We start from the raw sequence: 22,958 nt of genomic DNA on the forward strand, positions 1-22,958 counted from the left end.
ACGCTTTTTCGGGGATCAATATGGCAAATATCGTTACGTGCAAAACAAAGGACGGCGAAACAGTCCAATATGTTGACGAGGTAATAGGTTCGGGCTCAATGAAGGATGTTTACTTTTCGCCTGATAAATCTTACGTCGTCGCTTTTTATCATAAACCACAGAATGAGCAGGCCCGAGATCGGATTGATATGATCACCGGCCGCTACAGGCAAAATATTTTTGGCCAATCCGGTGGTGAATACTGGAAGGACCTGTTTTGCTGGCCCACCCACGTTGTCGAGCATGGGGATAAAATCGGCCTCGTGGTTCCAACCTACCAGAGCCACTTTTTCTTTAAATATGGCTCTAAAAACGATGATTTTCTGGGCATAAAAGGCCGGGAAAAAGAAGGCAAATGGTTTGCCAGCGCCAGCAACCAGAATAAATTTCTTGACCCACGTGAACGAGGCAATACGCTTACCTATCTCAAGGTCTGTCTGCTGCTGACAAGAGCAGTCAGAAGGATGCATGCAGCAGGTCTCTGTCACAGCGATCTAAGCTATAAAAACGTGCTGATCGACCCAGAAATGGGCCATGCTTGCATCATAGATGTAGACGGCCTGGTTGTTCCAGGGAAGTATCCTCCCGACGTCGTGGGCACCCCGGATTTTATCGCTCCGGAAGTGGTGAAAACCAGCCATCTTTCCAAAGAAGATCCTAACCGCGTACTGCCAAGCATTACTACTGACCGTCATGCGCTGTCAGTGCTTATCTACATGTATCTGTTCTTCCGTCATCCGCTACGTGGCGGAAAAATACATGATATATCGGATGAAGTACGTGATGAGACCTTATCTATGGGTGAGAAGGCACTCTTCATTGAACATCCGACAGACAAAAGCAATGCAGTCAAAGTCAGTCAGTTATCCTCCTTTTCACTTCCTTGGGCTGATCCGGAGAAAATCCCTTACACCATCATGGGCCCTTATCTGACGCCTTTGTTTGAACGCGCCTTCATCGATGGCTTACACGATGCCACTAAACGCCCGACCGCCGATGAGTGGGAAAGCGCCCTGGTTAAAACAGTCGATCTGATACAGCCCTGCCAGAACAAGGGGTGTGAACAGAAATGGTACGTTTTCTCGGGTAAGACAAAGCCGGTATGTCCTTACTGCGGTACGCCTTACAAGGGTAAATTACCCGTGCTAAATTTATATTCTTCCCGTAAAGAAGGCAGCTATCGTCCCGACGACCACAGGCTGATGGTATGGAGCGGGCAGTCAATCTATGCCTGGCATGTGAACCGCCTCATCGCGCCAAATGAGCGCACGACGGAAACACAAAGGAAAAGAGTTGGTTATTTTGTTTTCCATAACGAACAATGGTGGTTAGTAAATGAGGGCATACACGGGCTTATGTCATTACCGGATAAACGACAGATTGCCATTGGGGAAAAAATTGAACTGACGAATAATGCACAGTTTGTTTTATCAAAAGAGGATGGCGGGAGGCTGGTAGTCGTCCAGTTGGTAGGAAAATAGTGAGTGTCACAAACGAGTTCTCCCTAAATGGTTTTAAGGATGACAGCAAAAGCACATGGTAGCCCAGGGACTACCATGTGCACTTCATTAACTCTTCGCGCGCTTCGAAATAATCTCATCCGCAACATTCCGCGGTGCTTCCGCAAAATGATGGAACTCCATCGTATACGTCGCGCGTCCCTGGGACATCGAGCGTAATGTCGTGGCGTAGCCAAACATCTCGGCCAGCGGCACGTCAGCGCGGATAATCTGGCTGCCGTACTGTTCTTCCATGCCCTGCACCATGCCGCGTCGGGAGGAGAGATCGCCCATGATGTTACCGGCGTACTCTTCCGGTGTTTCCACCTCCACGTGCATGATCGGCTCAAGAATCACCGGATCCGCCCTGCGAGCGCCCTCTTTGAAACCAAGGATTGCCGCCATGCGGAACGCCATCTCAGACGAGTCGACATCGTGGTACGAGCCAAACGTCAGCGTCGCTTTAACATCGACAACCGGATAGCCCGCCAGCACACCGCTGTTCATCGCCTCCCGCAGCCCTTTCTCAACGGACGGGATATACTCGCGTGGCACCACGCCGCCCTTTGTCGCATCCTCAAACGTAAAGCCACTGCCAGGTTCTGTCGGCTCCAGGCTCAGGACGACATGGCCGTACTGCCCTTTACCACCGGACTGACGGACAAACTTACCTTCGATATCCTTCACCGCCTTACGCAGGGTTTCACGGTAGGTCACCTGTGGACGACCAATGTTCGCCTCGACGCCAAACTCACGCTTCATACGGTCGACGATAATCTCCAGGTGTAACTCACCCATTCCGGAAATAATGGTCTGACCGGACTCTTCGTCAGTATGCAGACGGAACGACGGATCTTCCGCTGCCAGACGCTGCAGCGCGATCCCCATTTTCTCCTGATCGCCTTTGGTTTTCGGCTCGATTGCCAGCGAGATAACCGGATCCGGGAACTCCATGCGTTCAAGCGTGATAACGGCGTTCGGGTCGGTGAGCGTATCACCTGTGGTCACGTCTTTCAGCCCAACGCAGGCCGCGATGTCCCCGGCGCGCAGTTCATCCACCTCGTGACGGTCGTTGGCGTGCATCAGCACAATACGCCCGATGCGCTCTTTTTTTCCTTTCACCGGGTTATAGACCGCATCACCTTTACGCAGCACGCCAGAGTAAACGCGGATAAAGGTCAGTTGCCCGACATACGGGTCGCTCATCAGCTTGAATGCCAGGGCGGAGAACGGCTCATCATCGCTCGGATGACGCTCCGCGTGCTGCCCTTTTTCATCCACGCCATCAATGGCCGGCACGTCCAGCGGGGACGGCATCAGCTCAATCACCGCATCAAGCATGCGCTGCACGCCTTTGTTTTTGAACGCGCTGCCGCACAGCATCGGCTGGATTTCGCCAGAAATGGTGCGGATACGCAGGCCTTTAATCATGTCCGCTTCCGTCAGATCTCCCGTTTCAAGGTACTTATCCATCAGCTCATCGCTGGCTTCCGCCGCGGCTGAGACCATTTTTTCCCGCCATTCCTGGGCGGTACTGACGAGATCGTCCGGCACGGGTGCATAGGTAAACACCATGCCCTGAGTGGCATCGTCCCACAAAATGGTGCGCATCTTGATGAGATCCACCACGCCAGTGAAGTGCTCTTCCGCGCCAACCGGAATCACAATCGGCACCGGGTTGGCCTTCAGGCGTTCCTGCATCATCCGCACCACGCGGAAGAAATCGGCCCCCGGGCGGTCCATTTTGTTAACAAACGCAATGCGAGGAACTTTGTATTTGTTCGCCTGACGCCAGACGGTTTCCGACTGTGGCTGCACGCCACCCACGGAGTCATACACCATGACCGCGCCGTCGAGCACGCGCATGGAACGTTCGACCTCAATGGTGAAATCCACGTGCCCCGGGGTGTCGATGATGTTGATCCGGTGCGGTTCAAACCCTCTGTCCATGCCTGGCCAGAAGCAGCTGACCGCCGCGGAGGTAATCGTGATCCCGCGCTCTTGCTCCTGCGCCATCCAGTCAGTGGTTGCCGCGCCATCGTGTACTTCACCCAGCTTATGGCTCATCCCGGTATAAAACAGGATGCGCTCAGTGGTGGTTGTTTTACCGGCATCGATATGCGCGGAGATACCGATGTTGCGATAACGTTCGAGAGGGATGGGTCGGGGCATACTATTTCCTTAAGTCTTTCTGACTTGTCTGTGACGACCGGGATGGTCGTGTATTCGTTCGTTTGCTATAATAGTCCTATTGTACGAGTATTATCGAACTATTTTTTACGGGTTGACCTATTGTTGATATAGCTCAATCTGACGCCATACGCAGGAAAACGATGATCCCAAACCACCCTGAAACAGAACAAATACTGCTGGAAAATGTGCTGTTTGCCCTCGGCAACCCGCTCCGGCTGTCAATTATCCGCCGACTTGCTGACGGCGGCGAACTCAGCTGTAACGCGCTGCGCCCGGAAGATGTGGTGAAATCCACCATGACCCACCACTGGCGCGTATTGCGGGACAGCGGCGTCATCTGGCAGCGTCCGCAGGGACGAGAAAACATGATTTCTTTGCGAAGAGACGATCTGGATACCCGTTTTCCAGGGTTGATGGAGATACTTTTGCAGGCTAAATGATAAGAGTACGTCTGGTTTAATGCCCCTTAAAGTTTTTAAGGGGCACACGGACAGCGAAGGGATTTATCTTACGTGCATACGATATTCAATCATCCCGCTTTTTTTCGCAATCCAGTCGTACAATCGTTGCGCGCGATAATTGGCTTCATGCGTATGCCAGTAAAGATGGCTGGCGTGATGTTTTCTTGCTTCTCTCTGCACATATTCTATTAACTGTTTGCCCGTGTGTTTGCCCCTTGCTGCATCGCTGACATATAAATCTTCGAGGTAGCAATAATCGCTCTCAGCCCAGGTCGAACGGTGAAAAAGATAATGCGCAAACCCCACCACCTCTCCATTGCATCGTGCCACTACGCAGAATACTGGCTCAACGGAGCTGAAAAATCGTTGCCAGGTTCGTTCAGTCACTGCCCCGGATAGATCGACGTTGTAAAATTCCTGATATTTTCTCCATAGTGGCATCCAGCTTTCAAAATCACGTTCTTTAACTGCCTCAATGGTCACGCTCGTATTATTCATATTGCCTCTGTGCTTATCCCGTATTTGTTTCAGGAAGAGTGTATTCGCTGAATGGCCCGTTTTGCCCCGCCAATTCTCATCATAAAGGCAGACCAATTTTTCATCCTGCTGCATGCACTATTGCTTTAGAATCAAGGGACACAGAGGGAAAAGTGGACAACATAATGTTTAAGCACGCGCAGCTTGAAACGGTTAAGGCATGGATTTCCGACCCTGCAAACGGTTCACTACCGCTTCATGAAAGGATCCAGAGAGCGATACGCACATTGATACTTGAAGGGACCTTATCGCACGGTAAGGCGCTTCCTGCTTCACGTGCGCTGGCTACCTCATTGAATGTTTCGCGGGATACGGTTGAAGCAGCCTATTCCAGCCTGCATGCAGAAGGTTTTATTGAGCGGCAAACAGGCAGAGGGAGCTTCGTCTCTTCCAGCGCCCGGTTTTTAAAACCACGTTCCCGACAGCATCCGCCAACCGCGGAAACACGAAAAGCAAAACTTAGCGCCCGTGGAAAGGTCATCTATGAAAGTGGCGGGATCCGCGAGTTTTCTTCGCCACGTCCGCTGGCGCCCGGTATCCCCGAAACCCGCCTGTTCCCCATTCCAACCTGGGAGCGTCTTCAGCGGCAGGTCCTGAAGGAATATCAGCACAAAATACTGGAGCAAAGTCCACCGCAGGGCATGGAGCGCTTACGGCGGGCCATCGCGGAATATGTCAATCTTGAGCGCGGGACACGTGCGAGTGCAGAACAGGTGATCGTTCTGACAAGTTCTCAACAGGCGCTAGCGCTCTGTTCACACGTGCTGCTGGACAACGGGGAGAGTATTGTCATTGAAGATCCCACCTATCAAGGGGCACACAAAGCGTTTAAGGCTGCCGGACTGCACCCTGTCCCGGTTCCTCTTGAGGAAAAAGGCATATCCGTTGACGCACTTAATTCGCTAACCGAACCTGCCAGAGCTATCTACCTTACGCCTTCTCATCAGTATCCAACCGGGGTGACGCTCTCTCTTGACCGACGACTGGCCGTCATTGACTGGGCAAACCGTCACGCCGCCTGGATCATTGAGGATGACTATGACAGTGAGTTTCACTATGAAGGAAAGCCTATGGCCTGCCTTCAGGGGCTGGATGCTTACAACCGGACAATTTATATCGGCACGTTCACCAAGTCGCTGTTCCCCGGGCTACGTATTGCGTACATGATCGTCCCCTCAGAACTGACCGAACCCTTTACCATGGCCAGGACATTAATGGACGGCCATACCGCATCAATAACTCAACTGACGCTGGCTAAATTTTTGGAGGGTGGCCATTTTGGTGCCTATATTCGCAAGATGAGGAACGTTTATGTTGCTCGTCGCGACAAACTGGCCAGCCTGATGGACGAGTATCTTTCTGATTATGTTGTGTACACAACGCCAGCGGGTGGCATGCAGATGCCTTGCCACCTGAGGCACGGGCTATCCGAGAAGGACATTGCCACCGCGGCCCGTCGCGCTGATATTGATATATTAGGACTTACCGGCTTATATGCAGGCAGCCCGGTATCCACCGGTTTTTTAATGGGATTTGCCGCTTACACCGAAAGAGAAATAGAAGACACGGTAAAAAAGCTGGCCGCAATTTTCCGGTCATGTTGTTATCTCTCGCCACTGTAGATACTCGACAGCAGCCCTGGTGGCAGGCGGACTATGCGCCGTACCGCAGGCCCTCACCGCATGGTGAGGGCAGGATGCTCCCTTAGTGCTGGACGCCCGAGCGGTCAGTAAGCTCGTCGGCGGAGAGAATATCCGCTCGCGATGCCACGCTCTTGCGGCGGGCGTACCTGTCCGGCTGGCCTTCCGGGCGCGTTTTGAAGCGTCGGTGGAGCCACATATACTGCTCCGGTGCCATCAGCACGGCTCGCTCGATAGCCCTGTTCATCTGCGTTGCAACCGTCTCTTTGTCAGCCCCCCGTAACGACGCGCTGATATCCTCAAGAATAATCAGTTCGTAACCGGTACCGTCCGCCCTGCGACGCGGCACGAACGGAATCACGGCGGGCTGAGCGCTTTTTACCAGCATATAGCTCCCTGCCGTGGTTGCGGCATCCGGGACAGCAAAGAAGGGTACAAACACGCTGTTAGTCTTGCCATAGTCGTGATCCGGGGCGTACCACAGAATTTCATTCTGCTTCAGGGCGCGGATCATCCCTTTTAAATCATGACGGTCCAGCATGGTTTTATTAGAACGCAGACGCCCGCGCGTCTGAAGCCAGTCCAGCAACGCATTATTGTTCGGACGATAAACCCCAATCCCCGGGTTGAGCATGCCAAAAATCCGCGCGCCCAGTTCAAGGGTGAGAAAATGCATGCCAACCAGCACCACGCCCTTTCCTTGCGCCCTGGCCTGCTCCATATGCTCATACCCGCGCACGGTAAAGCATTTACGCACCCGCCACTCGGGCCAGAACCACGCCATGCCGGTTTCAATTACCCCCATCCCCACGGATTCAAAGTTACGCTGCAGCAAGGCTTCACGCTCCTCTGCTTTCATCTGCGGGAAGCATAGCTCAAGGTTGCGGCGGGCAATCGCCACGCGGCGAGGGAGAAGGCGCATAGCCAGCCGCCCGAGGCGATGTCCAATTCTGAATAACAGCGGATAAGGCAGTAGCATAATGAGCCATAGCGCGGCGATGCCTGTCCAGCTTAGCCAGTATCGAGGATGGAAAAAGGCAGGTGAAAACCGGGGTAATTTTGTCATGAGAAAATTATCCTTTAACGTTGCTGTCCTTAATTGATTCTGTTGTCGATCTTTCCTAAGGATTTATAAAATGTCAGTCAGGAACGTAAAGTGTACCGGATAAGATTAAACTTATTTTTATCGTTTTTTGCGGAAAGAAGGCTGGAGAGGCAGACAAAGCCGGGTAAGACGAAGCGGCCACCCGGCATAAAACTTACATTGAATATCCCGGTTTCTTAATCAGGTCATCCATCTTCGGGGCGATCTCGGTATCCCAGACCTGTGCTTTCCAGTCTGCTTCCTGAACTTCATTCAGCGCTACCGAAATGGAACGATCTTTACTGTTAAGATGGCGCGTAATCACTTCGGCAATATCGGCCGCCAGCGCGGTTTTTTGTTCGTCGTTGAGATCGCGGGGAAAGTATTTGATATCTACGTGTGGCATATGCAGGTTTCCTGTTGTGGTTGAGCGCTTCACGTTATCAGATAATAGTATTTGCCTTTAACACCTTGTGCAGTTCTGGCAGCTGACAGACGGTATCGGCGATCGCCGTAAATTTCGGGGTATTGGCAGCAAACCAGTCGTGACGAGGCCCCCAGGTGCGCGCCACGGCAATATACACATCCAGCAGCGTCAGCCGTTCCCCCAATGCAAACGGCGCGGCTTTAAGCTGACTTTCGAACCATAAATAGAGGGATTTCCGGTACGCAATGCAGTTTTTCTGCAACTGTTCCGGTGCGTCGGGCGCCCAGCGTTCGGGATAATCTGCAAACGTAAAAGTGGGATAGACGTTAGCCACAAACCAGATAAGCAAACGCTGAAACTGCTGGCGTTCGACCTGCCCCACGGGCGGCGCAAGATCGGGACAGCGGTCGAGTACCATCAGGGCAATTGCCGCCGTTTCGGTCATGATGGCGCCATTTTCCAGCGCCAGCGTGGGCACCTGACACAGCGGATTGAGCTTTTGCAGCAACTCACGCTGCGGACCAGGCTGGTCAAACCCGTCCACGTTCACAAACTGATAAGGGATATCGGCCAGGGTCAGCATCACTTCACTGATTGCCGAGCCCCAGCCGGGTACGCCATAAAGTTTCATCATGTTGCCCCCTCAGGGATGAAAACCCTAAGTGTAGAGCACCATTAGTAGGTTATCCCAGGCGGGTTGACCTCCGACTGCGTGACCGCTTCGCCCTGTTCACCCCAGCGCGCCAGCACCTTCTGGTACTCACCCCGCGCAATCGCCCCGTCCAGCGCGGCCTGCAGGGCGTACACCAGCCCATTCCCCTTTTTCGTGGTCGTGGCGACAAAGGCTTTCTTTGGGCCTAACCCCACGACGCGCGTTTTTCCGGTGAGCGCCGCTTTCCAGGACGAAACCGACTGCGGACCAAATAACACATCCGCCCGGCCAGACTGAATATAGAGATTGCCCGAGGCATCGTCGTGGAGATAGACCGGCAGCGCAGGTTCGCGTCCCGCCTTTTTATTCTCCTCGTTCCAGCCCAGCAGGATGCGCTCCTGATTGGTCCCCGAGCCGACAATCACCTTTTTCCCGGCCAGATCTTCCGGGCTTTTGATCGACTGAATCTCGCTGGTGGATTTCACCGAGAACGCAAGCGAATCAACGCGGTAGGTCGCAAAATCAAACTTCTCTTTACGCTGTTCGGTCACCGCAATGTTCACCAGCGCCACGTCGTAGCGCCCGGAGGCGATCCCCAACGGCCAGTCTTCCCACGCCGTCGGTATCAGCTTCAGCTTGAGCCCCAGGCTACCCGCCAGCAGGCGGGCGATATCCGGATCGCTGCCGATGCGCGTGCGATTGTCGCTGGCCAGCAGCGCCAGCGGTGGAGAGTTCAGCATGGAAACGGCAACCGTAAGCGTTCCCGGCTCAACAAACCTGTAGTTTGCGGGAATCTTCGCCACCGCCTGCCGATCCACCGTCACCGGCAGCGGCTGCTCGTTGGCCTGCACATCAATCCCGGCATGGCTCACCGTCGTGAAGAACAACCCAACCAGACATCCATATTTCATCTGCGCTCCTTACAGCACTTTAGAGAGGAACTGGCGCGTTCGCGGGTGCGACGGACGGTTTAAAACGTCGTCGCTGTTGCCCTGCTCCACAATTTTCCCGTCGACCATAAATACCACCTGATCCGCCACTTCCCGGGCAAAGCCGATCTCATGCGTGACCACCACCAGCGTGGTGCCAGAGCGGGCCAGCTTTTTGATGACGTCCAGGACTTCCCCCACCAGCTCCGGATCCAGCGCCGAGGTAGGCTCGTCAAACAGCATTACGCGCGGACGCAGCGCCAGCGCACGGGCAATGGCAATGCGCTGCTGCTGGCCGCCGGAGAGATGGCGGGACCAGGCGTCCGCTTTATCCCTCAGCCCCACCACATCCAGCAGGCTATATGCCCTTTCCACCGCCTCTTTCCTGCTGAGCTTTTTATGCGCGATGGGCGCCTCAATCAGATTTTCCAGCACCGTGAGATGCGGAAAGAGATTGAAGTTCTGAAACACGTAGCCCACGTTGACGCGCTGCTTGAGGATCTCGTTCTCTTTCAGTTCGTAAAGCCTGTCACCCTGACGACGGTAGCCAATGTAGTCCCCGTCGATCTGGATGAAGCCTTCGTCGACGCGCTCCAGGTGGTTAATGGTGCGTAGCAGCGTCGATTTACCCGAGCCGGACGGCCCGAGGATCACCGTTACGGAGCCCGGCGGGATCTCAAGCGTGACGTTGTCGAGCGCTTTATGGCGGCCAAAATATTTGCTGACGCCGGTAATTGAAATATGTCCTTCAGGAGAGGCTTGCATGGACGGGCTCCTGTGCAGGCGTGGTGGTGACAGCGCGGCTACGACGGGTGGCGCTGTTCTGGTTCACGGCGGAGCGGCGTTCGCTGCGGGCGAGCCCGCGCTCAACACCATACTGGATAGCGGACAGAACGGTGGTGATCGCCAGGTACCACGCGGCACCGACCATCAGCAGCGGGATCACCTCCTGCGTGCGGTTGTAGATCATCTGGATGGTATAGAACAGCTCCGGCATCGCCAGGACATACACCATCGCGGTACCCTTGGCGAGACTGATAATTTCATTGAACCCCGACGGCAATATGGTACGCAGCGCCTGCGGCAGAATGATCCGCACCGTGCGACGCCATGCGGGCAGGCCGAGCGCGGCGGCGGCCTCATACTGGCCGTGATCGACCCCGAGGAATCCGCCACGAATGATCTCGGCGGTATAGGCACTCTGAACGAGGGTTAACCCCACCACCGCGGTAGAAAATTGCCCGAGCACGTTGATGGTTTCAAAGCTGCCCCAGGTGATGCCGGTGAACGGTACGCCGAGCGAGAGCGTGTCGTAGAGATAGGAGAAGTTGTAGAGGATGATCAGCACGACTATGAGCGGCAGCGAGCGGAACAACCAGATGTAGCCCCACGCCAGGCTGCTTAACAGCCAGGAGGAAGAGAGTCTCGCCAGCGCCAGCAGGCCGCCAATCACCACGCTCAGCGCGGTGCCGATCAGGGTCAGCAGCAGGGTCTGCCCGACACCTGCGAGGATCACCGGGTCAAAGAACCAGCGGGCAAACACCGCCCACTCCCAGCGCGGGTTAAAGGCCACGGACTGGATCACAACGGCCAGGATAAACAGGGCCACCACGGCGCCGACGGTCCGCAGCGGATAACGCGCCGGGACCACCTTAATGGTTTCAACGTTGCTCATCGTCGTTCCTCATGCGGTTTTACTGAACGCTTCACGTACCAGCGTTTTGGTGAAACGCAGCCGACCGTCAAACGGCGGCTGGCTGTACTCTTCCGGATCACGGGTGAGATCGAACTGCGGCTGGTATCCCTGGCTGAGATAGAGCCGCACCGCTTCCGGCTGACGAAAACCGGTCGTCAGGTAGATCTGGCTGTAACCCGCCTGCACCGCCCTGCGCTCCAGTTCCTGCACCACGCGGGCAGCAAGCCCCTGCTGACGCAGGGATTTGTCCGTCCAGATGCGTTTAATTTCGGCGGTCCGTTCATCAAAGGGTTTGTACGCACCGGTGGCGATAATCTTCTCGTCACGTTCCAGCACGATAAACAGCCCCTGTGGCGCTAAATACCACGCCGTGAGCTCCACTTCCGCGTCCTTAGAGAAGTAGTCGCCGTAGCGGGCGGCATATTCACCGAACAGCCCCTCGATAATCGGCTGCAGTTCGGCATCTTCCGGCGAAACATCACGAAATTGTTCACGCATAGCGCCTCCTTAATCTCCCAGACCTGCCGGGTTCACCTCGGAATGAGCAATGCGCTCAACCCCTTCTCCCCAGCGGTTTAGCACTTTGTCGTAATCGCCGTTTTTGATTACGCCATTAAGCGCGGTTTGCACCGGCTCGACCAGGCCGCTGCCTTTTCTCAGCGTGACCGCGATGTGCGCCGCTTTCGGCCAGCCGCCGTCCACGCTGCCGACGAGTTTGGTTTTGCCGTTGAGCGCCGCTTTCCACGCGCCTATCACGTTCGGGCCAAAGTAGGCATCCGCGCGCCCGGACTGCAGCGCCAGCGTTTGCGCCGCATCGTCTTTGGTGTAGATCGGAGTAAAGGGTTTCAGCCCTTTTCTGAGGTTCTCGGCATTCCATGCCAGCAGAATGGCTTCCTGATTGGTACCGGAACCCACAATAATCCTGAGCCCGGCGATGTCCTCTGCTTTTTTAAGCGAGGTAATCGGGCTGGTCGATTTCACGTAGAAACCGAGGGAGTCCTTACGGTAGGTGGCAAAATCAAACTTCTCTTTGCGCGCTTTGGTGACGGTAATATTGCTGATGGCGGCATCGTATTTCCCGGACGCCACGCCCAGCGGCCAGTCTTCCCACGAGGTCGGCACCACGTTCAGCTCCAGCCCGAGGCTGTCAGCCACCAGGCGAGCGACGTCAACCTCGCTTCCCAACAGCGTTTTGTTGTCATCGGAGAAAACCGTAAGCGGCGGTTGATTCAGCCCCGCCACCGCCACGGTAAATTTCCCGGGCACGGCAAAGCGATAATCCTTCGGTAGCTGCGCCACCGCATCACCGTTTTTGACGGTGTTGATCGGCGTTTTATTGGCCTCAATACTCACGCCAGTGCCGTTAATCGTGACATTCTCTGCCCGGACGACAGGGGTAAAGGCCAGCGCGAGCGCCAGAATAAGCGATGTTTTCTGCATAGCGGTGTTCTCGTTTATTGTTGTGTGAACGTGTTTTTCGGTTGATCCAGACCTAAGCTGTCGCGCAGCGTGGTGCCGGGATAGTCGGTACGGAACAGCCCGCGGTCCTGCAAAACGGGCACTACCTGGTCAACAAAGCGCGGGAAGGTATCCGGCGTGCCGCCCTGAATGATGAAGCCGTCTGCGGCATAGCCTTCAAACCAGGCCTGAAGGCCGTCTGCAACCTCTTCCGGCGTGCCGGAAAAACGCGGGCGCGGCGACGCGGCTTCCAGCGCCACCTGGCGCAGGGTTAAGTTGCGTTCGTGGGCGTTACGCTTAATTTCATCGGTGGTGCTGCGGAAGCTGTTTTTGCCTAGATCGCCGATATCCGGGAACGGCTCGTCGAGCGGGTACTGACTAAAATCGTGATGCTCAAAATAACGTCCGAGGTAATTAAGGGCATCGTTAATCGACACCAGCGCCGCCGTAGTCTGGTACTGGTTTTCCACGTCTTCGGCATCGCTGCCAACGATGACGCTGACGCCCTGGAAAATATGCAAATCTGACGCGCGCCGACCGTTCGTTTCCAACTGCTGCTTCACGTCTCGATAAAACGCTTTTGCTTCTTCGAAGGTGTCATGGTGGGTAAAAATGGCGTCGGCATGCTTCGCCGCCAGTTTTTTCCCGTCATCCGACGCACCGGCCTGAAAGACAATCGGACGCCCTTGCGGCGTGCGACCAATATTGAGCGGCCCGGCGACCTGGAAGAAATCCCCGTGATGATTCAGGGTGTGCAGTTTAGCTGTGTCAAAAAACTGACCGCTCTCTTTATTACGGATAAAGGCATCCTCTTCCCAGGAATCCCACAGCCCTTTCACCACATCGAGATACTCATCGGCAATGCGATAGCGCAGCGCATGTTCCGGGTGTTTTTCGCGGGAAAAGTTCTTTGCTGAACCTTCCAGCGGCGAAGTCACCACGTTCCAGCCAGCGCGTCCGTTGCTCAGGTGGTCGAGGCTGGCGAACTGCCGTGCCGTGGTAAAGGGCTCGCTGTAGGAGGTGGATAAGGTTCCCACCAGCCCCAGGCGCGAGGTAATACTTGCCAGCGCGGATAACACCGTTAAGGGCTCAAACCGGTTTAAAAAATGCGGGATCGATTTTTCGTTAATATAAAGACCGTCGGCAACGAATAAGAAATCGAGTTTGCCCTCTTCCGCTTTTAATGCCGTCTCTTTAACGAAATCAAAATTGATACTGGCATCCGCGACGGCCGCCGGATGACGCCAGGCGGACATATTTCCGGATGCGCCATGCAAAATGGTCCCGAGCCGCAGTTGACGATGTGCAGACATATTTACCTCATGATTAATCAGACGTGTTGCAGGGCGTGTTCCGCAAGCTGGGCAAAATAGCGGGCAGCGGGTTCAATTAAGGCTTCATCCGGATTAAATGCCGGGTGGTGTAAACCAAACGGACTGTTGCTGCCGATGCTGACAAACGCGCCGGGAACAGACTGGAGATAGACTGCGAAATCTTCTCCGCCCATATGTAGCTCTGCGTGATGGGTTTCATACCCCGCTTCACGGGCGACCGAGGTGGCGAAATCGGCCCAGCGTTGGTCATTGACCAGCGCAGTGGGCCCGGCAAACCAGGTGATATCAATCTGCGCGCTAAAGGCACTGGCAAAACCGGCCGCAATTTCCCTCACGCGGGCTTTCACGTTTTGCTGCACTTCCGTGCGGTGAGTGCGTAGCGTACCTTCCAGCTCAACGCTTTCCGGCAGCACGTTCCAGGTGTTGCCCCCGGCGATGCGCGTCACGCTCAGCACTACCGAATCCAGCGTATTCACATTGCGGCTGGCGACGCTTTGCAGCGCCGTCACCAGCTGACTGGCCAGAAGAATAGCGTCGTTGCCTTCATGCGGGCGCGCGGCGTGCGCGCCTTTACCGGTAATGCGGATCGCGAAGCGGTCGACGTTGGCATAGAACGGCCCGCCGCGGGTGGCGAATTCACCGACCGGCAGGCCTGGCTCGTTGTGCATCCCAAAAATCGCGCTGACATCCTGCAGGGCACCGGCGCGCACCATGCTCTTCGCTCCGCCAAAGTTCTCTTCGGCAGGCTGAAACAGGATCCGCACCCGCCCCTTCAGCGAGGCTTCCCGCGCTTTCAGTTTTAACGCTGCACCGAGGATCACGCTGGTATGGATATCGTGTCCGCAGGCATGCATCACGCCGGGCTGCTGCGAGCTAAACGGCACGCCGCTGCGCTCCTCAATGGGCAGGGCATCAATGTCTGCCCGCAGCGCGATCAGTTTGTTACCGGTCCCGATCTCCGCCACCACACCGGTCGGCAGGTCGTAAGGCAGCGGCGTGATGCCCGCGGCTGACAGCCACCGGCGCAGGCGCGCCGTCGTTTCCACTTCCTGGCCGGACAGCTCCGGGTTCTGATGCAGCTCGCGACGCCAGGCAATCAGTTGTTCACCAAAGCTCATACGGTAACCTCCCTGTTCAGACGCGCCTCGGCCAGCAAACGCAGGGACTGCACGCGCGTTGCCCCCTCCGCAACCGGCGTGTCGATGATAAATTCGTCGATCCCCCACTGCGCGTGTAGCGCGTTCAGCTGTTCCAGCACCGACTCCGCCGTCCCCGCCAGCAGCGACTGGGCGCGACGGGCGATGCGCACCGGCTCACTCCCGGCCTGACGCGCAAAGGCATAGGCCTGATCCTCGCTGGCGACGGTCACGCGCTGGCCGTTAGCCAGCTCAACACCCCACACTTCGACCTTCTGCGCCAGGGCTTCGGCCTCAACCTGAGTCGGCGCGATGATCGCCTGCACCGCCACGATTACCTCCCGCGCGCTGTTCTTACGCCAGGTCGAAACCACCTCGCGTAACAGTTCCGGGTCTCCGTTGAGATGCGCGGCAAAGACAAAGTGCCAGTCGAGTGATGCGGCAAGCAGCGCGCTTTCCGTGCTGGCGCCCAGCAGAAAACCCTGTGCAGGTACCGGCGGCAGCGGCGTGGCGCGAACGGCTTCCTCCGCTGAGTGGTTTTCAGGGCGGATCCAGCGATCGAGCTGGGCCAGCTGTTCGGCAAAGCTGCCCTTTTCCTGCTGATCCAGCCCCTGCTGCAGCGCGCGGGTCGAGAGCGGTAATCCGCCAGGCGCTTTTCCGACGCCAAGATCCACGCGGCCGGGCGCCAGCGCGGCCAGCACGTTGAAATTCTCGGCGACTTTATAAGGGCTGTAGTGCTGGAGCATGACGCCCCCGGAACCGACCCGGATGCGCGTTGTTTGCCCGAGGATCCAGGCAATCAGCAGCTCCGGCGAGGGACTGGCAAGCTGAGGGGTATTGTGGTGTTCGGCAATCCAGAAGCGGTGATAGCCCAGATTTTCTGCCTGCTGCGCCAGCGCTAACGTACGCGCCAGTGCATCGGCAGCCGTTTCGTTTTCAGCGATGGGGCTTTTGTCCAGAATGCTGATTCGCCATGACATGTTGCGTTCTCGTTTGACTTAACATGTCGACATTATTAAAGGCGTATTTCACCACTGAGAAACAATTAATTTACATTTAGTTTTCTGGAAATCAGATATACAGCGCCCTGCTAGGGATGAGTTTTCAGCGAAGCAATCAGCGCATCCGCCTCCTGGCGATGGGTGATGCGAACAAACTGAATGTGGGCGTATTGCGGGTTTTTCATATCAGCGTCGTAACGCTCGCGGTTAATGCGCCAGGTTTTAAGGGTCCAGATGATGATGGATTCCCGGCTGAAAAATGAGCGGCGGAAGCTTTCGCAGTTTCCGGTGCCAGGCCACAGTTCCTGTTGGTGCCATGCGCGTTTAAACGCGCGCGTCACCGCCTGCCAGAGCGTACGGACAAAACCGCAGTCCACCCACACGACCAGATCAACCTCACGCCATTTCACCGGGCGCGTGCGGTTGTAGTTGCCATCAAGCACCCAGCCGGGTGTGGCAGCGAGCGTATTTTCCAGCGTCTCCAGTAGCTCCTCATCGGGCGTTCCCTTCCACTCAGAACGCCAGTAGAGCCTGTCCATCTCAATATAAGGGAGCGACAGTTCCGTCGCGATGCGCCGGGCAAGCGTACTCTTTCCGCTCCCGCTGGTACCGATAATATTGATTTTCACCGTTCCGCCTGGCCATGCTGAAGAAAACATTTCGGATCATATCGTTTTATTTTTGTTAATGAAATGCCCGTGACGCGCTGCCTCATTGCGCGCTACCTCAACGTAATTATTAAGGATTTCTGATGATTAAAGCAGCACTTCACTATTAGTTCTGTCTAAAAACTCGCCACGATTCAGCGTGTTGTAATCCTCATCTGCTCTGACCACACGATTTCCTTCGACCTGCATCACTTTCGACACGGTTATATTTTGCGTCGCTTATGAATTGCAGGTAGGATGCCTCGCCATGTTTCGCCTTATCCATACGCAGAATGACTGGGAAGGCGACATGTGTTTGCGCAGAAGCAATCGTTTGTATCGCTCTCTGCCAGGCAGGACTATCACGATAATGGTTCAGACAGGCAAACAGGTAACTCAATGAAAACAAGCAATAAAAGCGCAGCCGATCATCACGCTGCTAAACGTCGCTGGTTGAACTCCCACGAAGAGGGCTACCACAAAGCGATGGGCAACCGTCAGGTGCAAATGATCGCCATCGGCGGCGCTATCGGAACAGGTCTGTTTTTAGGTGCTGGTGCGCGTCTGCAAATGGCTGGCCCGGCTCTCGCCCTGGTGTATCTGGTGTGCGGGATCTTCTCTTTCTTCATTCTTCGCGCACTGGGTGAACTGGTGCTGCATCGTCCGTCCAGCGGGAGTTTTGTTTCCTACGCCCGTGAATTCCTCGGTGAAAAAGCGGCCTACGTCGCAGGCTGGATGTACTTTGTCAACTGGGCGATGACCGGTATCGTCGATATCACCGCCGTTGCGCTCTACATGCACTACTGGGGCGCGTTCGGTGACGTGCCCCAGTGGGTCTTTGCCCTTGGTGCGCTGGCGATTGTCGGCACCATGAACATGATCGGCGTGAAGTGGTTCGCCGAAATGGAGTTCTGGTTTGCGCTGGTAAAAGTGCTGGCGATTGTGATTTTCCTGGTCGTCGGGACCGTGTTCCTCGGCAGCGGTAAGCCGCTGGATGGCAATGCCACCGGCTTCCACCTGATAACCGATAACGGCGGTTTCTTCCCGCACGGTCTGCTGCCTGCGCTGGTTCTGGTTCAGGGCGTCGTGTTTGCCTTTGCCTCTATCGAACTGGTGGGTACCGCAGCGGGTGAATGTAAAGACCCGCAGACCATGGTGCCGAAAGCCATTAACAGCGTGATCTGGCGTATCGGTCTGTTCTACGTTGGTTCCGTGGTGCTGCTGGTTCTGCTGCTGCCGTGGAATGCCTATCAGGCTGGTCAGAGCCCGTTTGTCACCTTCTTCTCCAAGCTCGGCGTGCCTTACGTTGGCAGTATCATGAACATCGTGGTACTGACGGCGGCACTCTCCAGCCTCAACTCCGGCCTTTATTCTACCGGTCGTATCCTGCGCTCTATGTCGATGGGCGGTTCTGCGCCGAAGTTCATGTCGAAGATGAGCAAGCAGCACGTACCGTATGCCGGTATTCTGGCGACCCTGGTGGTGTATGTCTTCGGTGTATTCCTGAACTATCTGGTGCCGTCTCAGGTCTTCGAGATCGTTCTTAACGTGGCCGCACTTGGGATTATCGCCTCCTGGGCCTTTATCGTGGTTTGCCAGATGCGCCTGCGTAAAGCCATTAAAGAAGGCAAAGCCGCTGACGTCAGCTTTAAGCTGCCGGGCGCACCGGTGACCTCATGGCTCACCCTGCTCTTCCTGTTTAGCGTGCTGGTACTGATGGCGTTCGACTACCCGAACGGTACCTATACCATCGCCACCATTCCGCTGCTGGCCGTATTGCTGATCGCAGGCTGGTTTGGCGTACGTAAACGCGTTCACGAAATTCACAGCACCGCGCCGGTTCATCCTGATGATGAAAAACACGACGCACCGCTGGTGGAAGAGACCTCGCGTTAATAAAAAAGCCGGGTGGCGGCTTCGCCTTACCCGGCCTACATATTATCGTTTTTGTAGGCCCGGTAAGCGCAGCGCCACCGGGCAATTCCCACATTAGAGTGCAATACGAATCACATCGTCAGGCTGAGTGGCTTCCTGCTGGCGAGTTGATTTTTGTTTCACCGTCACGTACAGGATTTTGCCATCGGCAGACAGCGCCAGGCTGTTCGGGTAGACAGGCGTGTCGAAGGTTTTTGTCACCTTATAAGACTTCGCGTCAATCACGCTCACTTTACCGGCTTCACGGTGCGTCACGTAGGCTTCATTGCGAGCCGGGTTAAACAGAACCGCCAGTGATTCAGGCGCCGCAATTTTCTCCATCACGCTGCCGTCTTTCAGGCTCACCACCAGCACTTCCGGTTGTTTTGAGTCGGTCAGGAAGGCACGCTGACCGGCGGTGTCCAGGCTCAAATTCAGGTAGAAGTGTTCTTTGCCGTCGTCCTGCACTTTTTTGCGACTGAGGATGGTGTTGGTGGCGGTATCAATGGTGACCAGCTCGCCGTCCGCATTCGTTGTATAAAGGCGTTTCGCCCTGGCATCAAGTGCCAGCCCGGTGCTGTAGGTACCCGTATTTGCGATGGTTCCTTTCAGCTTCAGCGTGGCGCCATCCACCACCCAAATCACGCTCTCTTTGCCCACCCCGGTGATGTAAATCGTGTTGCTCGCGTCATCCGCCACCAGCTGTCGCGGCTGCAGCGGTTTCACCGTTTCGCTGCGCTGGCGACTATCGAGCACCAGACGCCCTTTCACGTCGCCCGTTTTCGCATCAATGGCCGTCACCGCACCGTTGATCGTGTTACCCAACCACAGGGTTTGCGTCGCGCCGTCGAGAGTTGCACCAAAAGGTTTGAGATCGCTATGAATGGCCTGCGTGACCTCCAGCGTGGCAGGATCAAGACGATAGATAATCCCACCCTTGTCAGTTTTACGGCTTTGCGACGTCGCAACCCACAGCGCATTCTCCTGCTGGCTGACCGCCATTTCATAGGCACCTTTACCCACTGCTTTACGCAGCATCTCTTCGGCGGCATGCACCTGGAAGGTTCCGGCAAACAGTAAAGCGGCAGACAGCAGAGAGGTGCTCAGTCGCGGTGAGCACAGATGGCGTAAAGACATAACAATTCCTTTTTTGAAAAATGGGAGTACGGCTGACATCGCTTCCGGCTGGCAACGTCATGGCGTCGCCGTTATGATAATGAGAATAGTAATCATTAATGAGTTAAAAGTGGAGTTTTTCTTTCCCTTCTCGCCTTTCATTAACGCAATGTGCGGTTATAGTTTTCAAAACATTTACAAAACCTTTAACATGTATGGACATGTTCCATTTGGTTCGTTTACACACCACAACCGGTTTTACTCATGAAAATCATTTCTGCCCGTAAGGCATCTCTCCCGCTGCTGCTGGTCCCCGTTGTTTTTGTGCCGCTTAGTGCGATCGGCGCAGAGGAACAAACCATGATCGTCAGCGCCACGCCGCAAACCGTATCAGAGCTTGATACCCCGGCGGCGGTCAGCGTCGTGAATGGCGATGATATGCGTCATGCCACGCCACGCATTAACCTCTCTGAATCGCTTGGCGGCGTTCCCGGGCTGCAAATCCAGAACCGGCAGAACTATGCCCAGGATCTCCAGCTTTCAGTGCGTGGGTTTGGTGCCCGATCAACGTTTGGCGTGCGCGGCATTCGCATGTATGTCGACGGTATCCCTGCCACCATGCCGGACGGACAGGGCCAGACGTCTAACATCGATCTCTCCAGCATTGACAGCGTTGAAGTGCTGCGTGGCCCCTTCTCTGCCCTGTACGGTAACGCCTCTGGCGGCGTGATTAACATGACTACCCAGACCGGGCAGCAGCCACCGACCCTTGAGGCGAGCAGCTATTACGGCAGTTACGGTACATGGCGCTATGGAATGAAAGCCACCGGCGCCATGGGGGACGGAACGCATGCGGGAGACGTGGATTACACGGTTTCGACTACCCGCTTCACCACCAAAGGCTTCCGCGACCACAGCGGCGCGCGGAAGAATCTGGCTAACGCCAAACTGGGTGTACGCATTGACGACGCCAGCAAGCTGACGCTGATTTTCAACAGCGTGGACATGAAAGCCAACGATCCGGGCGGGCTGAGCTATCAGGAGTGGCAAAACAACCCACGTCAGTCTCCGCGCGGCGATCAGTACAACACGCGCAAGACCATCAAGCAGACCCAGGCCGGTCTGCGCTATGACCGCCAGCTTAGCGCTCAGGACGATCTGAGCGTGATGATGTATGCCGGTGAGCGTGAAATGACGCAGTATCAGTCGATTCCTTATCAGCCGCAGCTGCGACCTTCTCACTCCGGCGGCGTGATTGATATGCAGCGCCACTATCAGGGCGTTGATACCCGCTGGACGCACCGTGGTGAGCTGCTGGTGCCGGTCACCTTCACCACCGGTCTGAACTATGAAAACATGAGTGAAGATCGTCGCGGGTACGAAAACTTCGTGATGAACAACGGCGTGCCGGATTACGGCGTTAAAGGCGATAAGCGTCGTGATGAACGCAACCTGATGTGGAACGTCGATCCTTATCTGCAAACCAGCTGGCAGTTAACGCAGAAACTTTCCGTCGACGCGGGCGTGCGTTACAGCTCGGTCTGGTTCGATTCCAACGACCACTACGTTACGCCGGGGAACGGCGATGACAGCGGTGACGCGAGCTATCACAAATGGCTCCCGGCAGGCTCGGTGAAATATGCGGTGACGGACGCGTGGAACCTCTATGCGGCCGCAGGACGTGGATTCGAAACGCCGACCATCAACGAACTTTCTTATCGCGCCGATAATCAGGGCGGCCTGAACATCGGCCTGAAACCTTCCACGAACAACACCTATGAAGTGGGCAGCAAAACCCGCATCGGTAATGGTCTGCTGACGGCAGCGCTGTTCCGCACAGACACAGATGATGAGATCGTGGTAGATGCCAGCGCTGGCGGTCGTACAAGCTATAAAAATGCCGGGAAAACCCGCCGTCAGGGGGTAGAAGTCTCTCTCGATCAGCAGTTTGCTGAGAACTGGAAACTGAAAATGGCGTGGACGTACCTGGACGCCACCTACCGCACCAACGTCTGCGGCGATGCCGACTGTAATGGCAACCGTATGCCGGGCATTGCCCGCAATATGGGCTTCGCGTCGTTTGGCTGGCAGCCAGAAGAAGGCTGGTACGCGGGTTCTGACGTGCGCTATATGAGCGACATCATGGCTGATGACGAAAACACGGCGAAAGCGCCGTCGTACACGGTGGTTGGGCTCAATACCGGGTATAAATTTAACTATGGCAACTGGGGGATGGACGTCTTTGGTCGCGTAGATAACCTGTTCGACAAAGAGTATGTCGGCTCCGTTATTGTTAACGAATCGAACGGGCGTTATTACGAGCCCGCACCTGGCCGTAACTACGGTGTTGGTCTGTCGGTCTCTTATCGCTTCGAGTGAGAAAAAAAGTAAAGTTTATTTTATAAATGAAATAATGCTCCTGATGGCAATAAGCCATCAGGAGTTATTCACCAGATAAATAATTAGGTGCGGGATATAGTCGCTCTGCTAAATAATCTCTTAGTTAAAATATTGTCGCTGTAAAAGCGTATTCGCTTCATCAATCAACTTATCAATCGCCTTCTGGCTGGCATCAACATCTCTTCTCTCAAGGGCTGAAAGCAGCTCGTCATAGTGATACGTCGACACTTTGATGTCATCAAGCTCACGGTGAAGATAGTTAATACACGGGCCGATGCGCACCCATAGCTGTTCAATCAACGCATTCAGCGTCGGCATTTCGGCATACTGATAAAGCGTAAACCGGAAGACACGATTCGCATGGAGCGCCTGCTGGACGTTCCCGTTGCGCATGGCCTCATGAAATACGTCCGACAATTTGCGCAACGTCTCCAGCTTTTGCTCAGACATATTCTGACAGGCCGCGGCGACTGCCATGGGCTCAAGCTGTTTGCGAATGGCGTTAATTTCGTTATAACGATCCAGCGTGACCTCTGGCACCAGAAAGGCCTGCGCGGGCGTAGCGTGTAACGCCCCTGCCGACACCAGACGCAGCAGCGCTTCGCGGACCGGCGTAATACTGGTTCCCAATTTATCGGCAATCTCTTTCGTAATCAGCCGTGCGCCAGGTTTGAGGGAGCCTGTAATTAATGCTCCTTTCAAACTGAGTTCAACTTGCATGGTAAGACTGATCCTTTGGGCTTTTTCTAAGTGATCCAAATCAAGCATGTTCAATTCCTGTAGCTAAAACTTAAT

19 protein-coding genes and 1 pseudogene are annotated in these 22,958 nt (G+C 55.3%); 5 read left to right on the plus strand and 15 right to left on the minus strand.

Features of this window, described 5'->3' with window-relative positions; translation table 11 throughout:
• Positions 1–20 precede the first annotated feature (20 nt).
• Positions 21–1,520: a lipopolysaccharide kinase InaA family protein gene (locus ABFI50_RS20655; RefSeq protein ID WP_347484972.1), complete on the plus strand. Its 1,500-nt coding sequence runs from the start codon at positions 21–23 to the stop codon at positions 1,518–1,520.
• A gap of 87 nt (positions 1,521–1,607) precedes the next feature.
• On the opposite strand, the gene fusA is transcribed toward ABFI50_RS20655, so the two are convergent.
• Entirely contained in the window at positions 1,608–3,710 is a 2,103-nt protein-coding gene (gene fusA, locus ABFI50_RS20660; protein WP_023330482.1) for an elongation factor G, read from the minus strand.
• A gap of 161 nt (positions 3,711–3,871) precedes the next feature.
• Between fusA and ABFI50_RS20665 the strand changes: the two genes are divergently transcribed.
• On the plus strand, positions 3,872–4,171 hold the full coding sequence (locus tag ABFI50_RS20665; protein ID WP_023330483.1) for a helix-turn-helix domain-containing protein: 300 nt from the start codon (positions 3,872–3,874) through the stop codon (positions 4,169–4,171).
• 63 nt (positions 4,172–4,234) lie between these two features.
• Here the strand turns inward: ABFI50_RS20665 and ABFI50_RS20670 are convergent, their stop codons facing one another.
• Complete coding sequence (locus tag ABFI50_RS20670; RefSeq protein WP_045268230.1) at positions 4,235–4,690, minus strand: GNAT family N-acetyltransferase; 456 nt, start codon at positions 4,688–4,690, stop codon at positions 4,235–4,237.
• 164 nt (positions 4,691–4,854) lie between these two features.
• On the opposite strand from ABFI50_RS20670, the gene ABFI50_RS20675 reads away from it, so the two are divergent.
• A complete protein-coding gene (locus ABFI50_RS20675) occupies positions 4,855–6,351 on the plus strand; it encodes a PLP-dependent aminotransferase family protein (RefSeq protein WP_121527910.1) in 1,497 nt (498 codons plus the stop codon).
• A gap of 82 nt (positions 6,352–6,433) precedes the next feature.
• Here the strand turns inward: ABFI50_RS20675 and ABFI50_RS20680 are convergent, their stop codons facing one another.
• The 11 genes and pseudogenes from ABFI50_RS20680 to ABFI50_RS20730 all read right to left on the minus strand — a co-directional run bounded on the left by ABFI50_RS20680 (position 6,434) and on the right by ABFI50_RS20730 (position 16,715).
• The gene (locus ABFI50_RS20680; protein WP_196347638.1) at positions 6,434–7,435 is read right to left on the minus strand and encodes a Kdo(2)-lipid IV(A) acyltransferase; all 1,002 of its coding nucleotides are present in this window, start codon (positions 7,433–7,435) and stop codon (positions 6,434–6,436) included.
• Between the two features lie 193 nt (positions 7,436–7,628).
• Positions 7,629–7,859: a tautomerase PptA gene (gene pptA / locus ABFI50_RS20685; RefSeq protein WP_014883932.1), complete on the minus strand. Its 231-nt coding sequence runs from the start codon at positions 7,857–7,859 to the stop codon at positions 7,629–7,631.
• Positions 7,860–7,896: 37 nt separating this feature from the next.
• Positions 7,897–8,514, minus strand: coding sequence for a glutathione S-transferase family protein (locus tag ABFI50_RS20690; RefSeq protein WP_045268194.1), 618 nt, complete (start codon positions 8,512–8,514; stop codon positions 7,897–7,899).
• A 41-nt stretch (positions 8,515–8,555) separates the two neighbouring features.
• Complete coding sequence (locus ABFI50_RS20695; protein ID WP_014883934.1) at positions 8,556–9,443, minus strand: transporter substrate-binding domain-containing protein; 888 nt, start codon at positions 9,441–9,443, stop codon at positions 8,556–8,558.
• Between the two features lie 9 nt (positions 9,444–9,452).
• On the minus strand, positions 9,453–10,226 hold the full coding sequence (locus ABFI50_RS20700) for an amino acid ABC transporter ATP-binding protein (protein WP_032636419.1): 774 nt from the start codon (positions 10,224–10,226) through the stop codon (positions 9,453–9,455).
• Positions 10,210–11,136: an amino acid ABC transporter permease gene (locus ABFI50_RS20705; RefSeq protein WP_014883936.1), complete on the minus strand. Its 927-nt coding sequence runs from the start codon at positions 11,134–11,136 to the stop codon at positions 10,210–10,212. Before ABFI50_RS20705 ends, ABFI50_RS20700 begins: the two co-directional genes overlap by 17 nt.
• A 9-nt stretch (positions 11,137–11,145) precedes the next feature.
• Positions 11,146–11,655 carry a GNAT family N-acetyltransferase gene (locus ABFI50_RS20710; protein WP_014883937.1) on the minus strand — a complete coding sequence of 170 codons (510 nt, stop codon included), beginning with the start codon at positions 11,653–11,655 and terminating at the stop codon, positions 11,146–11,148.
• Positions 11,656–11,664: 9 nt separating this feature from the next.
• A pseudogene (locus ABFI50_RS20715) lies at positions 11,665–13,928 on the minus strand (NtaA/DmoA family FMN-dependent monooxygenase).
• A gap of 17 nt (positions 13,929–13,945) precedes the next feature.
• Entirely contained in the window at positions 13,946–15,067 is a 1,122-nt protein-coding gene (locus ABFI50_RS20720; RefSeq protein WP_248216581.1) for an amidohydrolase, read from the minus strand.
• A complete protein-coding gene (locus ABFI50_RS20725) occupies positions 15,064–16,065 on the minus strand; it encodes an LLM class flavin-dependent oxidoreductase (RefSeq protein WP_241820540.1) in 1,002 nt (333 codons plus the stop codon). Before ABFI50_RS20725 ends, ABFI50_RS20720 begins: the two co-directional genes overlap by 4 nt.
• 110 nt (positions 16,066–16,175) lie before the next feature.
• Positions 16,176–16,715 carry an AAA family ATPase gene (locus tag ABFI50_RS20730; protein WP_045282143.1) on the minus strand — a complete coding sequence of 180 codons (540 nt, stop codon included), beginning with the start codon at positions 16,713–16,715 and terminating at the stop codon, positions 16,176–16,178.
• Between the two features lie 417 nt (positions 16,716–17,132).
• On the opposite strand from ABFI50_RS20730, the gene ansP reads away from it, so the two are divergent.
• Entirely contained in the window at positions 17,133–18,629 is a 1,497-nt protein-coding gene (gene ansP / locus ABFI50_RS20735; protein WP_014883943.1) for an L-asparagine permease, read from the plus strand.
• A gap of 93 nt (positions 18,630–18,722) precedes the next feature.
• On the opposite strand, the gene ABFI50_RS20740 is transcribed toward ansP, so the two are convergent.
• Positions 18,723–19,784 (minus strand): YncE family protein, encoded by a 1,062-nt coding sequence (locus tag ABFI50_RS20740; protein WP_047626330.1) that lies wholly within the window; start codon positions 19,782–19,784, stop codon positions 18,723–18,725.
• A gap of 243 nt (positions 19,785–20,027) precedes the next feature.
• Between ABFI50_RS20740 and pqqU the strand changes: the two genes are divergently transcribed.
• Positions 20,028–22,142 (plus strand): TonB-dependent receptor PqqU, encoded by a 2,115-nt coding sequence (pqqU, locus tag ABFI50_RS20745; RefSeq protein ID WP_047344345.1) that lies wholly within the window; start codon positions 20,028–20,030, stop codon positions 22,140–22,142.
• A 120-nt stretch (positions 22,143–22,262) separates the two neighbouring features.
• Here the strand turns inward: pqqU and ABFI50_RS20750 are convergent, their stop codons facing one another.
• On the minus strand, positions 22,263–22,931 hold the full coding sequence (locus ABFI50_RS20750; protein ID WP_014883946.1) for a GntR family transcriptional regulator: 669 nt from the start codon (positions 22,929–22,931) through the stop codon (positions 22,263–22,265).
• Positions 22,932–22,958 lie beyond the last annotated feature (27 nt).

This window comes from Enterobacter sp. HNDS-6 (assembly GCF_039850505.1).
In the GTDB taxonomy this organism is placed as follows: domain Bacteria; phylum Pseudomonadota; class Gammaproteobacteria; order Enterobacterales; family Enterobacteriaceae; genus Enterobacter; species Enterobacter kobei.

Bases quoted from the DNA above. Each gene is read 5' to 3' on its own strand.
- pqqU (WP_047344345.1), top strand. From the start codon at position 20,028: ATGAAAATCATTTCTGCCCGTAAGGCATCTCTCCCGCTGCTGCTGGTC.
- ABFI50_RS20665 (WP_023330483.1), top strand. From the start codon at position 3,872: ATGATCCCAAACCACCCTGAAACAGAACAAATACTGCTGGAAAATGTG.
- ABFI50_RS20705 (WP_014883936.1), bottom strand. From the start codon at position 11,136: ATGAGCAACGTTGAAACCATTAAGGTGGTCCCGGCGCGTTATCCGCTG.
- ABFI50_RS20710 (WP_014883937.1), bottom strand. From the start codon at position 11,655: ATGCGTGAACAATTTCGTGATGTTTCGCCGGAAGATGCCGAACTGCAG.
- ABFI50_RS20695 (WP_014883934.1), bottom strand. From the start codon at position 9,443: ATGAAATATGGATGTCTGGTTGGGTTGTTCTTCACGACGGTGAGCCAT.
- ABFI50_RS20680 (WP_196347638.1), bottom strand. From the start codon at position 7,435: ATGACAAAATTACCCCGGTTTTCACCTGCCTTTTTCCATCCTCGATAC.
- ABFI50_RS20670 (WP_045268230.1), bottom strand. From the start codon at position 4,690: ATGAATAATACGAGCGTGACCATTGAGGCAGTTAAAGAACGTGATTTT.
- ABFI50_RS20725 (WP_241820540.1), bottom strand. From the start codon at position 16,065: ATGTCATGGCGAATCAGCATTCTGGACAAAAGCCCCATCGCTGAAAAC.
- ABFI50_RS20700 (WP_032636419.1), bottom strand. From the start codon at position 10,226: ATGCAAGCCTCTCCTGAAGGACATATTTCAATTACCGGCGTCAGCAAA.
- ABFI50_RS20720 (WP_248216581.1), bottom strand. From the start codon at position 15,067: ATGAGCTTTGGTGAACAACTGATTGCCTGGCGTCGCGAGCTGCATCAG.
- ABFI50_RS20675 (WP_121527910.1), top strand. From the start codon at position 4,855: ATGTTTAAGCACGCGCAGCTTGAAACGGTTAAGGCATGGATTTCCGAC.
- ABFI50_RS20750 (WP_014883946.1), bottom strand. From the start codon at position 22,931: ATGCTTGATTTGGATCACTTAGAAAAAGCCCAAAGGATCAGTCTTACC.
- fusA (WP_023330482.1), bottom strand. From the start codon at position 3,710: ATGCCCCGACCCATCCCTCTCGAACGTTATCGCAACATCGGTATCTCC.
- ABFI50_RS20740 (WP_047626330.1), bottom strand. From the start codon at position 19,784: ATGTCTTTACGCCATCTGTGCTCACCGCGACTGAGCACCTCTCTGCTG.
- ansP (WP_014883943.1), top strand. From the start codon at position 17,133: ATGAAAACAAGCAATAAAAGCGCAGCCGATCATCACGCTGCTAAACGT.
- ABFI50_RS20655 (WP_347484972.1), top strand. From the start codon at position 21: ATGGCAAATATCGTTACGTGCAAAACAAAGGACGGCGAAACAGTCCAA.
- pptA (WP_014883932.1), bottom strand. From the start codon at position 7,859: ATGCCACACGTAGATATCAAATACTTTCCCCGCGATCTCAACGACGAA.
- ABFI50_RS20690 (WP_045268194.1), bottom strand. From the start codon at position 8,514: ATGATGAAACTTTATGGCGTACCCGGCTGGGGCTCGGCAATCAGTGAA.